This is a genomic window from Kitasatospora sp. NPDC088264 (genome assembly GCF_040685715.1).
Classification (GTDB): Bacteria; Actinomycetota; Actinomycetes; order Streptomycetales; family Streptomycetaceae; genus Kitasatospora.
Genome location: NZ_JBFBIR010000005.1, coordinates 127,755 through 139,968 on the forward strand (window position 1 = coordinate 127,755; position 12,214 = coordinate 139,968).

The 12,214-nt window shown below is 73.5% G+C and carries 8 protein-coding genes; 5 read left to right on the forward strand and 3 right to left on the reverse strand.

Translation table 11 applies throughout. The features are described from left to right. Window positions 1-101: 101 nt before the first annotated feature. The gene (locus tag AB0O82_RS06750; RefSeq protein ID WP_363580872.1) at window positions 102-752 is read left to right on the forward strand and encodes a TetR/AcrR family transcriptional regulator; all 651 of its coding nucleotides are present in this window, start codon (window positions 102-104) and stop codon (window positions 750-752) included. Window positions 753-1,218: 466 nt separating this feature from the next. Next, the gene (locus AB0O82_RS06755; RefSeq protein ID WP_363580978.1) at window positions 1,219-2,088 is read left to right on the forward strand and encodes an endonuclease/exonuclease/phosphatase family protein; all 870 of its coding nucleotides are present in this window, start codon (window positions 1,219-1,221) and stop codon (window positions 2,086-2,088) included. A 5-nt stretch (window positions 2,089-2,093) separates the two neighbouring features. Here the strand turns inward: AB0O82_RS06755 and AB0O82_RS06760 are convergent, their stop codons facing one another. Continuing rightward, complete coding sequence (locus AB0O82_RS06760) at window positions 2,094-3,848, reverse strand: NAD+ synthase (protein WP_363580874.1); 1,755 nt, start codon at window positions 3,846-3,848, stop codon at window positions 2,094-2,096. 163 nt (window positions 3,849-4,011) lie between these two features. Between AB0O82_RS06760 and glnA the strand changes: the two genes are divergently transcribed. Continuing rightward, window positions 4,012-5,373 (forward strand): type I glutamate--ammonia ligase, encoded by a 1,362-nt coding sequence (gene glnA / locus AB0O82_RS06765; protein ID WP_363580876.1) that lies wholly within the window; start codon window positions 4,012-4,014, stop codon window positions 5,371-5,373. A gap of 166 nt (window positions 5,374-5,539) precedes the next feature. Further along, complete coding sequence (locus tag AB0O82_RS06770) at window positions 5,540-6,757, forward strand: hypothetical protein (RefSeq protein ID WP_363580878.1); 1,218 nt, start codon at window positions 5,540-5,542, stop codon at window positions 6,755-6,757. Here the strand turns inward: AB0O82_RS06770 and AB0O82_RS06775 are convergent. Continuing rightward, window positions 6,724-7,923, reverse strand: a complete 1,200-nt coding sequence (locus AB0O82_RS06775) for an acyltransferase (protein ID WP_363580880.1) — start codon at window positions 7,921-7,923, stop codon at window positions 6,724-6,726. The two genes, AB0O82_RS06770 and AB0O82_RS06775, sit on opposite strands and share 34 nt — an antisense overlap. Before the next feature lie 179 nt (window positions 7,924-8,102). On the opposite strand from AB0O82_RS06775, the gene AB0O82_RS06780 reads away from it, so the two are divergent. Next, the gene (locus AB0O82_RS06780; RefSeq protein WP_363580882.1) at window positions 8,103-11,135 is read left to right on the forward strand and encodes a bifunctional [glutamine synthetase] adenylyltransferase/[glutamine synthetase]-adenylyl-L-tyrosine phosphorylase; all 3,033 of its coding nucleotides are present in this window, start codon (window positions 8,103-8,105) and stop codon (window positions 11,133-11,135) included. Between the two features lie 75 nt (window positions 11,136-11,210). On the opposite strand, the gene AB0O82_RS06785 is transcribed toward AB0O82_RS06780, so the two are convergent. Further along, on the reverse strand, window positions 11,211-12,176 hold the full coding sequence (locus AB0O82_RS06785) for a phosphatase PAP2 family protein (RefSeq protein WP_363580884.1): 966 nt from the start codon (window positions 12,174-12,176) through the stop codon (window positions 11,211-11,213). Between the last annotated feature and the right edge of the window lie 38 nt (window positions 12,177-12,214).

Consider the following 12,214-nt stretch of genomic DNA (forward strand, 5'->3'; position numbering starts at 1 on the left):
AGGTCCAGGACGGCGGCCGCCACCCGGCCCGGTCCACGGACCACCATCGGAAACGGAACGGCGCCCGTGCGCCACGCGGACAGCGAGGGAGTACAGCGGGGATGAAGACGGACACCCCGGCCGCCGGGGCCGGACAGCCCTGCGCCGCCGTACGCCGCGGCCGCCCGCGCAGCGAGGCCGCCGAGCAGGCCATCTTCGCCGCCGTCGAGGACCTGATGGCCGGCGGCACCGCGCTGTCCGAACTCACCATCGAGGGCATCGCCGCCGCGGCCGGCGTCGGCAAGGCCACCATCTACCGGCGCTGGCCCAACAAGGAGGCCCTGCTGGTCGACGTGGTCAGCCGGCTGGAAGTCCCGATGCCCGCGCCGACCGACGGCACCGCCCGGGACCACCTGATCGAGATGATCGACTACATGCGCCGGCGCGGCCTCGCCAAGCGCTCCCGCTGGGTGCTCAAGGCCGCCCTCGGCCAGATGCAGGGCCTGCCCGACCTGTACAGCGCGTACCGCGACCGGGTGATCAAGCCGCGCCGGGAGGCGGGGCTCACCCTGATCCGCCGCGCCATGGACGAGGGCGTGCTGCGGTCCGACCTCGACGTCGAGCTGCTCGGCGACATGCTGATGGGCCCGATCCTGTACCGCAGCATCCTCTGGGACGACTCCGACCTGGAGGACCCGGACCTGGCCCGCCGGATGGTCGACTCGCTGCTCGAAGGCCTGGCGCCGCACGCGGCCTCCGGCTCCCGCGGCTGAACGCGCTCCCGCGCCCCGGTCCCGTACCCGCAGCGACCTGCACCGACCTGCACCGACCTGCGTCCGACCTGCACCGACCTGCACCGACCTGCACCGACCTGCGTCCGGCGTGGCCTGGCTCACCAAACCGGGCCACGCCGGAACCCGCTCCGACGGCCCCGCGTCTGTCCCGGCATAGGCTGAGCCGGGTATCCGATCAAACCGGCACCAGTCCGGCACCCGCCCGTACCGCACGGGCCGGACACCGGACCGGCGACGGCACGAACAACGGGAGCCACGGATGACGCAGGCGGACAGGACCGACCGGAGCACGGCCGGGCCCTGGGGCGAGGCGGGCGCCCCGGCCCCCGCGGGCCGTCCCGGAGGGTTCCTGGGCCTGCGGCACTGGGGCCGGGACGGCCGCGGCGCCACCACCTGGCGGCGCGGCCTGGCGGTCGCGGTGCTGGCCGTGCTCACCGCCCTGCTGATGGCCCTCCACGCCGACGTCCCCAACAGCGCCGGCAACCTCGGCAGCCTGCTGGAGACCTTCCTGCCCTGGATCGGCCTGGCCGTCCCGGTGCTGCTGGTCCCCGCGCTGCTGCGCCGCTCCGCCACCGCGCTGATCGCGCTGCTGCTGCCCGTCGCGATCTGGCTCAACCTGTTCGGCGGCCTGCTCAGCGACAAGAGCGGCGGCACTGGCGACTGGACGGTGGTCAGCCACAACGTCGCCGCCGCCAACCCCGACGTGCCGGGCACCGTCCGCGGCCTGGTGGCCTCCGGCGCCCAGATCGTCGCCCTCCAGGAACTGGCCGGCAAGCCGCTGCGCGACTACGAGAGCGGGCTCGCCGAGGCGTACCCGTACCACGAGGTGGAGGGGACGGTCGGCCTCTGGTCGAAGTACCCGATCAGCGGAGTCTCGCCGGTGGACCTCAAGATGGGCTGGACCAGGGCGTTCCGGGCCCAGGTCGCCACCCCGCAGGGCCCGGTCGCGGTGTACGTCGCGCACCTGCCGTCGGTGCGGCTGAAGGCCGAGGGCGGCTTCACCGTCGACCAGCGGGACGTCAGCGCGCAGGCGCTCGGCGACGCGATCCAGGCCGAGCCGGTGAAGAAGGTGCTGCTGCTCGGCGACCTCAACGGCACCATGAACGACCGCAGCCTGGCGCCGGTCACCTCGCAGATGCGCTCGGCCCAGGGCGCCGCCGGGGACGGCTTCGGCTTCAGCTGGCCGGCGTCCTTCCCGATGGCCCGGATCGACCAGATCATGAGCAAGGGCGGCCTCGCGCCGGTCGACTCCCGCACCCTGCCCCGGGACGGCAGCGACCACCTCGCGGTGGCCGCCACCTACCGGTTCAACTAGCTAGGTCAGCCCCGCCGCCAGCGGTTGGTGATCGGCAGGCGGCGGTCCCGGCCGAAGTTCTTGACCGAGATCTTGGGGCCCGGCGGGTACTGCCGCCGCTTGTACTCGGCGGTGTCGACCAGCCGGACCACCCGGTCCACCACGGCCGGGTCGAAGCCGGCCGCGACGATCGCGTCCCGCCCCTCGTCGCCCTCGATGTAGCGGGCCAGCACGCTGTCCAGCAGGTCGTAGTCGGGCAGCGAGTCGCTGTCCTTCTGGTCCGGCCGCAGTTCGGCGGACGGCGGCTTGGAGATGGTGTTCTCCGGGATCGGCGGCACCTCGCCGCGCCGCTCGGCCTCCTCGTTGCGCCAGTGGGCCAGCCGGAAGACCAGCGACTTGTAGACGTCCTTGATCGGCCCGAACGCGCCCACCGAGTCGCCGTACAGGGTCGAGTAGCCGACGGCCAGCTCGCTCTTGTTCCCGGGCGCGAGCACGATGTGCCCCTCCTGGTTGGAGATCGCCATCAGCAGGGTGCCGCGCAGCCGGGACTGCAGGTTCTCCTCGGCCAGGCCGGTCAGCTCGGTCGCGCCCAGGTAGGCGTCGAACATCGGGGCGATGGAGACGGTGCGGTAGTGCAGCCCGGTCCGGCGGGCCAGCTCGGCCGCGTCGTCCCGGGAGTGCTGCGAGGAGTAGCGGCTGGGCATCGAGACGCAGTACACGTTCTCGGCGCCGATCGCGTCCACCGCGATGGCGGCCACCAGTGCCGAGTCGATGCCGCCGGAGAGGCCGATCAGCACCGAACGGAAGCCGTTCTTGGTGACGTACGCCCGGGTGCCGGAGACCAGCGCGGCCCAGATCTCCGCCTCGTCGGACAGCCGCGGCGCCACCTCGGGGGTCGGGGTGTCCGCGGGCGCGGCCTGCGGCTCGCCGCCCAGCTCGGTGCGGACGAGGTGCAGGCCGTCGCTCAGCAGCAGGCCGTCGGTGTGGTCGCCGCCGGCGGCCGGCAGGTCGAGGTCCAGCACCAGCAGGTGCTCCTCGAACTGCGGGGAGCGGGCCAGCACCTCGCCGTCCGCGCCGACCACGATCGAGTCGCCGTCGAAGACCAGCTCGTCCTGGCCGCCGACCATGTTGACGTAGGCCAGCGGGCAGCCCGCCTCGGCGGCCCGGCGCCGGACCAGCTCCAGCCGCTGGTCGTCCTTGTTCCGCTCGTACGGCGAGCCGTTGACCACCAGCAGCAGCCCGGCCCCGGCCTCGCGGGCCGCGGTGACCCGGCCGCCGTCCTGCCAGATGTCCTCGCAGATGGCCAGTGCGACGTCGACTCCGTGCAGCCGCAGCACCGGCAGCTGCTCGCCCGGGACGAACCAGCGGTACTCGTCGAACACGCCGTAGTTGGGCAGGTGGTGCTTGGCGAAGCGGGTCACCACCTCGCCCCGGTGCAACACGGCGGCGCAGTTCTGCGGGGAGCCGGCCGGGCGGCCGAACCTCGGCGAGGCGTGCTCGGAGCGCCCGAGGTAGCCGACCACCACCGGCACCTCGCCCAGCCCGTCGGCGGCCAGCCGCCCGGCCAGCTCGACCAGCGCGCCCCGGGACGCCTCGACGAAGGAACTGCGCAGGGCGAGGTCCTCGACGGGGTAGCCGGTCAGGGCCATCTCGGGGAAGGCGACCAACTGGGCGCCGGCCTCCACGGCCTGCCTGGTCCAGCGCACCACCTCATCGCTGTTGCGGGCGATGTCACCGACCCAGGGGTCGATCTGGCTCAGGGCGAGACGGAGATTGGGCATGCCTCCGAGTGTAATCGTCGATCTGACGCAATGTGCTGCCCGGGGGGTCGGACCGGGGTCCGGACTGCCGTCCCGCGCGGTGATCGGCCATGATGGGGGCAGTCGCGTCCGGGGGTCTTCCGGGCGTAACACGAGCGTAAAGAGCAGAGGTGAGACTGTCCCCATGGGCAAGCAGCAGCAGTTCGTGCTTCGGACGCTTGAGGAGCGTGACATCCGGTTCGTCCGGCTGTGGTTCACCGACGTGCTCGGGTTCCTGAAGTCGGTCGCGGTGGCTCCGGCCGAACTGGAGCAGGCCTTCGAGGAGGGCATCGGCTTCGACGGCTCGGCGATCGAGGGCTTCGCCCGGGTCTACGAGTCCGACATGATCGCCAAGCCGGACCCGACCACCTTCCAGATCCTGCCGTGGCGCTCGGAGACCCCCGGTACCGCCCGGATGTTCTGCGACATCCTGATGCCCGACGGCTCGCCGTCCTACGCCGACCCCCGGTTCGTGCTCAAGCGCACCCTGGAGAAGGCCTCCGCCCAGGGCTTCACCTTCTACACCCACCCCGAGATCGAGTTCTTCCTGCTGAAGAACCTGCCCGGCGACGGCACCCCGCCGATCCCCGCCGACCAGTCCGGCTACTTCGACCACACCCCGCGCGGGGTCGGCCACGACTTCCGCCGACAGGCCATCACCATGCTGGAGTCGATGGGCATCTCGGTGGAGTTCTCCCACCACGAGGGCGCCCCCGGCCAGCAGGAGATCGACCTGCGCTACGCCGACGCGCTGTCCACCGCCGACAACATCATGACCTTCCGTCTGGTCATGAAGGAGGTCGCGCTGGAGCAGGGCGTGCACGCCAGCTTCATGCCCAAGCCGTTCTCCGACCACCCCGGCTCGGGCATGCACACCCACCTGTCGCTGTTCGAGGGCGACCGCAACGCCTTCCACGAGACCGGCGCCGAGTACCAGCTCTCCAAGGTCGGGCGCTCCTTCATCGCCGGCCTGCTCAAGCACGCCGCCGAGACCGCCGCCGTCACCAACCAGTGGGTGAACTCCTACAAGCGGATCTGGGGCGGCTCCCAGCGCACCGCCGGCGCCGGCGGCGAGGCCCCGTCCTACATCTGCTGGGGCCACAACAACCGCTCGGCGCTGATCCGGGTGCCGATGTACAAGCCCGGCAAGCAGGGCTCCACCCGGATCGAGGTCCGCTCCCTGGACACCGGCTGCAACCCGTACCTCGCCTACGCCGTCACCCTCGCGGCCGGCCTCAAGGGCATCGAGGAGGGCTACGAGCTCCCGCCGGGCGCCGACGACGACGTCTGGGCGCTGTCCGACTCCGAGCGCCGCGCCCTCGGCATCCAGCCGATGCCGCAGAACCTCGGCGAGGCGATCGACCTGATGCAGCGCAGCGAGCTCGTCGCCGAGACCCTCGGCGAGCACGTCTTCGACTTCTTCCTGCGCAACAAGCGGCAGGAGTGGGAGGAGTACCGCTCCGAGGTGACGCCGTTCGAGCTGCGCAAGAACCTCCAGGTGCTGTGAGCACCTGAGGCTCCCAAACACCTCCGGGCCCGCTGTCGTTCGATCGGATGACAGCGGGCCGTCCGCTGGGGTGGGATCGCTTCCCCAATGGCGGTATGTGAAGATCCTGTGACGGACGGTTGTGATCCGATGGGCGTGCTCGTCCGTTCCGTCCCGAGAGGATCCCATGCCCTCCTCCGCTGTCAGCCGCGCCGCCGCGGCCCGCCTGCTCGCCCGCCGGGCCGTCGTCGCGGGCGCCGCCCTCGCCGCCGTCGCGAGCCAGCTGCTGGCCACCCCGGTCGCCGACGCCCGTGGCTCCGGCTCCGGTTCGTCGAACCCGCGCCCGCGCGCCGAGACCATCTCCGAGAACCCGCTGCCGTTCACCACCCGCTTCCAGGGCGACTTCCACGGCTCCGTCACCAGGATCAGCAACTCGCTGATGACCTGTGACGAGACCAAGCCGCCGGTCGACCCGGCGCAGCCGCCCTGCGAGGACGCCCGCAAGGGCCTCGGCAGCATGCCGATCAACAACAAGTACGAGATGAAGTACATCAACATCGACCCGGGCTCCATCGGCCCGCTCGGTGACCCGATCTACTCCGCCAGCTCCGCCGACCTCGGCCTGATCGACGGTTCCAAGGTCAAGTACGCCCGGCTGTACTGGGGCGGCACCCGCGGCATCGGCGACACCGTGCTGCCGGAGAACCAGATCGACGAGGTGTACCTCAAGGTCCCGGGCGAGAAGCAGTACCGGGACATCGCCAACGACCAGCCGTCCATCGGCTACATCACCACCGACGTGGAGAGCAGCTACCAGGCCTCCGCCGACATCACCGACCTGGTCAGGAACGCCGGCAACGGCACCTACACCGTCGCCGACATGGACTCGGTGGTGAAGCCGCACAGCTGGGGCGGCTGGACGATCGTCGTCGCGTACGAGAACGACTGCAAGCCGATGCGGCACATCCACCTGTGGGACGGCTTCCAGGTCGAGCTGCCGGACAGCCCGACGCGGCAGATCAAGCTCACGGGGCTGCAGACGCCGCAGAGCGGTCAGCTCCACGGCAAGCTCGGCTGGGTGGTCTACGACGGCGACCTCAAGTGGACCGGTGACACCCTGTCGGTCAAGTCCACCAACGGGCCCGAGGCGCTGTTCTCCGACATCAACCACGCGCCGGACGACGCCTTCAACTCCACCATCGAGGAGCTGACCCCGGAGGACCAGTTCGCCCGCAACCCGTACAACCGCAACAACTTCGGCTACGACTCCAACCGCTGGGACATCTCGCCGTACCTGCGCAACGGGGACACCGACCTCACCACCACCTTCAACACCCAGAAGGACGGCTACGACATCGGCGTCTTCTACGCCTACGTCAACCTGGACGGATCCACCGACGCCTGACCGGCCGCCGCCCGGCGCCGCTGCCGACCCACCCGCACCGCGCGGGCCGGCAGCGGCGCCGTCGCGTTCCCGCCGGGCCGGCGCGGCGAGCCGCGCAGCAGCCGCTCGCACGGCCGCTCCACCCAGCGGTACAGGCCCGCCGCCACCGCCAGCGACCCCCCGGCCAGCAGCAGCCAGACCCCGACCGCCGCCGCCCCGGGCGCCGGGCGCCCCAACTCGGCGAGCCAGCAGCGGATGCCGATCTCGTGCACCAGGTACCAGGCGTAGGACCACTCGCCGAGCCGCACCGCTGCCCGCCCGGCCAGACCTCGTCCGGCCGGTCCCCGTTCGCCCGGCGGCCGGGGGGCCGCACCGGCCGCGTCCCGCTGGGCCGCCGCCACCAGCAGCGCCGCGAACAGGGCCGCCGGCACCAGCTGGGAGGCGCTGTACGGGCCCCACCACAGCGCGTCCGGGACGGCCGCGTGCCAGGGCGCCAGCAGCAGGTGCCAGCCCGCCACCGCCGCGGCCGCCACGCCGAGCCGCACCCGGGGGAGCAGCCCGTGCCGCACCGCCAGCCCGACCGCCACCCCGAGCACGAACTGCGGGGTACGGGCCAGCGGCAGGTAGTCCAGCAGCCAGCCGCGCACCGTCGGATCGGCCGGCAGCAGCGGGCCCGCCGCCCACAGCGCCGGGCCGAGCACCGCGCACACCGCCGCCACCGGCAGCCAGGCACGGCGGCGCGGCGCCAGCAACCGCAGCAGCAGCGGGAACAGCAGGTAGAACCAGGCCTCGGCGCCCAGCGACCAGGACGCCGGATTGCCGCCGTACACCGTCGCCTGCGCCCACGGGTGCACCAGCAGCAGCGACCAGAGCGCGGCCGCCACCGGCAGCGCCGTGCCGATCGCGGCGTCCGCGCCCAGCGACAGCACGGTGCTCAGCACGTGCAACGGCCAGATCCGGGCGAACCGGCGGCGGGCGAACGCCCCGGCGGGGACGGGCGAACCGCCGTACGTCCAGGCCAGGACGAAACCGGACAGGACGAAGAAGAACGTCACCCCCGAGCGCCCGTACCAGGCGAGCGGATCGAGCACCGGCAGCCCGCCGACCTTGCGGGACAAGTGGTAGAGCACCACCAGCAGGGCCGCCCAGAAGCGCAGCCCGGTGAGCGAGGGCAGGCGGCTGGGCATCGGCGCTCCGGAACGGGGTGGGACGGTCGGCGCCGGGAGAACGAGCGCGGCGGGCCCGAGGTCACGGACGGGCGGCGCGGCGCGCGGCGCCGGGCCGTCAGGCGGTCGTGTCCGGCGGTCGTGTCCGGCGCCGGGCCGTCAGGGCGCGTAACCTGCTGGGGCGGACGGATGGAGGGGCCATGGCGGTGGACGAGCAGCGGGCCGGGAGCCGGGTCAGCCGGCCGGAGATCAGGCTGGTCAGGCGCGGGTTCACCGACCCGGCGCAGGCGGTGCGGCTGCTGGCGGGCCCCGGCCTGGAAGGCCTGGCCGACGACCCCGTGCTGCTGGACGCGCTCGGCGCCACCGCCGACCCCGACCTCGCCCTGCTCGGCCTGGCCCGGCTGCTGGAGGCCGCCGACGAGGCCGAACGGCGCACCCTGCGCGACACCCTCACCACCTCCAAGCCGCTGCGCGACCGGCTGCTCGGCGTGCTCGGCGTCTCCACCGCGCTCGCCGACCACCTGGCCCGGCACCCGCACGACTGGCACATGCTGGTCACCTTCGAGCTGCGCGACATGCACCCCGGCCCGGAGGACTTCCGCCGCGCGCTCGCCGAGGGCGTCCGGCGCGGCCGGGAGGGCGGCCGCAGCCCGGCGGACGCGCTGCGCGTCGCCTACCGCCGCTGCCTGCTCGCCATCGCCGCCCGCGACCTCACCGGCACCACCGACCTCGCGCAGACCGCCGCCGAACTCGCCGACCTGGCCGGCGCCACCCTGCAGACCGCCCTGGACCTCGCCGCCGAGCAGGACCAGGACGCCGCCCGGGCCTGCCGGCTCGCCGTGATCGGCATGGGCAAGTGCGGCGGCCGCGAACTCAACTACGTCTCCGACGTGGACGTCATCTTCGTCGCCGAGCCGCGCGAGGGCGTGGACGAGCACGAGGCCGTCAAGGCCGCCACCCGGCTCGCCGCCGCCCTCACCCGGCTCTGCTCGGACACCACCGGCGAGGGCACCATCTGGCCGGTGGACGCCAACCTGCGCCCCGAGGGCCGCAACGGCCCGCTGGTGCGCACCCTGGCCAGCCACCTCGCCTACTACCAGCGCTGGGCCAAGACCTGGGAGTTCCAGGCGCTGCTCAAGGCCCGCCCCGTCGCCGGGGACGCCGAACTCGGCGCCGCCTACCTGGAGGCGCTGGCCCCGATGGTCTGGCAGGCCGCCGCCCGGGACAACTTCGTCACCGACGTGCAGCAGATGCGCCGCCGGGTGATCGACTCGATCCCCGCCACCGAACTGGACCGCCAGCTCAAGCTCGGCCCCGGCGGGCTGCGCGACGTCGAGTTCTCCGTCCAGCTGCTCCAGCTGGTGCACGGCCGCACCGACCCGGCGCTGCGCAGCGGCAACACCCTGGAGGCGCTGGCCGCGCTCTCCCGCGGCGGGTACGTCGGCCGGGCGGACGCCGTCTCGCTGGACACCGCCTACCGCTTCCTGCGCTCCCTGGAGCACCGGATCCAGCTCTACCGGCTGCGCCGCACCCACCTGATGCCCACCGGCGCGGAGGACCTGCGCCGGCTGGCCCGCTCGCTGGCCGCGCTGATCAACGACGACACCCGCTCCGACCCGGTGGCCGCGCTGCAGCGCGAGTGGAAGCGGCACGCGGTCGAGGTCCGGCGGCTGCACGAGAAGCTGTTCTACCGGCCGCTGCTCGACGCCGTCGCCGAACTGCCGCCGGGCGCGGCCGGGTTGACCCCGGACGCGGCCCGGGCCCGGCTGGAGGCGCTGGGCTACGCGGACCCGGCCGCCGCGCTGCGCCACCTCAGCGCGCTCGCCTCCGGGGTGAGCCGCAAGGCCGCGATCCAGCGCACCCTGCTGCCGGTGCTGCTCGGCTGGTTCGCCGACTCGGCCGATCCGGACGCCGGGCTGCTCAACTTCCGCCAGGTCTCCGACGCGCTCGGCCGCACCCCCTGGTACCTGCGGCTGCTGCGCGACGAGAGCGCCGCCGCCGAGCAGCTGGCCCGGGTGCTGTCGGCCGGCCGGCTCGCCCCCGACCTGCTGCTGCGCGCCCCCGAGGCGGTCGCCATGCTGGGCGACCCGCAGGGCCTGGCGCCGCGCGGCCGGGCCGCCCTGGAGCAGGAGATACTGGCCGCCGTCGGCCGGGCCGGATCCACCGCCGCGGCCGTCGCCGCCGCCCGCTCGGTGCGCCGCCGGGAGCTGTTCCGGACCGCCGCCGCGGACGTCCTCGGCCGCCTCGGCGAGGACCCGGCCGAGGCGCTGGACACCGCGGGGGAGGCGCTGACCGCGCTCAACGCCGCCACCCTCCAGGGCGCGCTGCGCGCCTGCACGGCCGGCTGGGAGGCCGAGCACGGCGACCTGCCGACCCGGATCGCGGTGATCGCGATGGGCCGGTTCGGCGGCCACGAGCTGGGCTACGGCTCGGACGCCGACGTGCTCTTCGTCCACGAGCCGCTGCTCGGCTCGCTGGAGCAGGACGCCGCCCGGGCCGCCCAGGCGGTCTGCAACGAGCTGCGGACCCTGCTCGGTGCGCCGTCCACCGAGCCGCCGCTGCTGGTCGACGCCGACCTGCGGCCGGAGGGGCGCAGCGGCCCGCTGGTGCGCACCCTCGCCTCGTACGCGGCGTACTACCGGCGCTGGTCGCACGCCTGGGAGAGCCAGGCGCTGCTGCGCGCCGAGCCGGTGGCCGGGGACGAGGAGCTGGGCGCGCGGTTCCGGCAGCTGATCGACCCGCTGCGCTACCCCGGCGTCGGGGTGCCGGAGCGGGACCTGGTGGAGATCCGCCGGATCAAGGCGCGGATCGAGGCCGAGCGGCTGCCGCGCGGCGCCGACCCGACCACGCACACCAAGATCGGCCGCGGCGGGCTGGCCGACGTGGAGTGGACGGTGCAACTGCTCCAGCTCCAGCACGGGCACGAGCTGCCGGCCCTGCGCACCACCCGGACCAGGGCCGCGCTGGCGGCCGCCGCCGAAGCCGGGCTGGTCGGGCGCTCGGACGCGCAGGTGCTGGACGCGGCCTGGGTGCTGGCCTCCCGGGTGCGCTCGGCGGTGATGCTGGTGCGCGGGCGGCCCGGCGACAGCTTCCCCGGGGAGGCCCGGGAGCTGGCCGGGGTGGCCCGCTACCTCGGGTACGGCGCCGGGCACAGCGGCGAGCTGGTGGACGACTACCGGCGGACCACCCGGCGGGCCCGGGCGGTGGTGGAGCGGCTGTTCTACGGCGGCTGAGGCCGGCGGCCGAGGCTCGGGCACGCGAAAGGGGCCCCGGGTGGGGCCCCTTCGGTTCGTCCGGGTCCGGCAGCTCTACCGGCGGGCGCCGGTCGCCGCGGGTTCGCTCCACTGCTCGGGGACGGTGATCGGCTCCTCCGCCGCCTCCCGGGCGGGCACCTGGGGCAGTTTGTAGACCCAGGAGTGGTACAGCCAGCGGGCGGTGAGGAAGCCCACGGCCAGGCAGAGCTCGCCGCCGACGGCGTCCATCCAGAAGTGGTTGGCGGTCGAGACGATCACCGCCAGGGTGGCCAGCGGGTAGAGCAGGCCGAGCACCCGGACCCACGTCCGGCGGGCCAGGTAGAAGATGGCCAGCCCGCACCACATCGACCAGCCGATGTGCATCGAGGGCATCGCCGCGTACTGGTTGGACACGTGCGCGGCGGGCCCGGAGGCCATCGAGCCCCAGGTGCCGTGCACCTTCACGGTGTCGATGAAGCCGCCGTCGGTCATCAGCCGGGGCGGTGCGAGCGGGAAGAAGAAGAAGCCGATCAGGGCGATCGCGGTGGTGGCGAACAGCACGGTGCGGGCGGCGACGTAGCGGCCGGGGTGGCGGCGGTAGAGCCAGACCAGCACGCCGATCGTCACGACGAAGTGCAGGGTCGCGTAGTAGTAGTTCATCCCGGTGATGAGCCACCCGACGCTGTTCGCGGCGTGGTTGATCGAACGCTCGACGGCGATGCCCAGCGACTGCTCCAGGTCCCAGATCCAGCGCGCGTGCTTCTGGGCTATCGAGGCCTGTTCCGGGACGGCGTTGCGGATGATCGAGTAGATCCAGTAGCTGATCCCGATCAGGGCCAGTTCGAACCAGATCTTCGGCCGGGCCGGTGAGCGCCGCTGGTCGCGGATGCGGCCGCGCAGTGCGGCGATACGGGACTGAGTGGCGCGGGCGGCTCCGTCGGGCAGGCGTCCCGAGGAGGCCGGCCGTGCTCCGGAACCGTCACCACGCGCCGCTTCGGCGCGCTGTTCGCGGCCGTGCTGGATCTTGGTCGGTTCCCCCATGGACGAGAAGTCTGCCAGACGTCCCGTCGCCGTCCAGT

What these genes read in the sequence shown, in the direction of transcription:
- AB0O82_RS06750 (WP_363580872.1), top strand. Translation starts at nt 102, where the DNA reads ATGAAGACGGACACCCCGGCCGCCGGGGCCGGACAGCCCTGCGCCGCC.
- AB0O82_RS06755 (WP_363580978.1), top strand. Translation starts at nt 1,219, where the DNA reads ATGGCCCTCCACGCCGACGTCCCCAACAGCGCCGGCAACCTCGGCAGC.
- AB0O82_RS06760 (WP_363580874.1), bottom strand. Translation starts at nt 3,848, where the DNA reads ATGCCCAATCTCCGTCTCGCCCTGAGCCAGATCGACCCCTGGGTCGGT.
- glnA (WP_363580876.1), top strand. Translation starts at nt 4,012, where the DNA reads ATGGGCAAGCAGCAGCAGTTCGTGCTTCGGACGCTTGAGGAGCGTGAC.
- AB0O82_RS06770 (WP_363580878.1), top strand. Translation starts at nt 5,540, where the DNA reads ATGCCCTCCTCCGCTGTCAGCCGCGCCGCCGCGGCCCGCCTGCTCGCC.
- AB0O82_RS06775 (WP_363580880.1), bottom strand. Translation starts at nt 7,923, where the DNA reads ATGCCCAGCCGCCTGCCCTCGCTCACCGGGCTGCGCTTCTGGGCGGCC.
- AB0O82_RS06780 (WP_363580882.1), top strand. Translation starts at nt 8,103, where the DNA reads ATGGCGGTGGACGAGCAGCGGGCCGGGAGCCGGGTCAGCCGGCCGGAG.
- AB0O82_RS06785 (WP_363580884.1), bottom strand. Translation starts at nt 12,176, where the DNA reads ATGGGGGAACCGACCAAGATCCAGCACGGCCGCGAACAGCGCGCCGAA.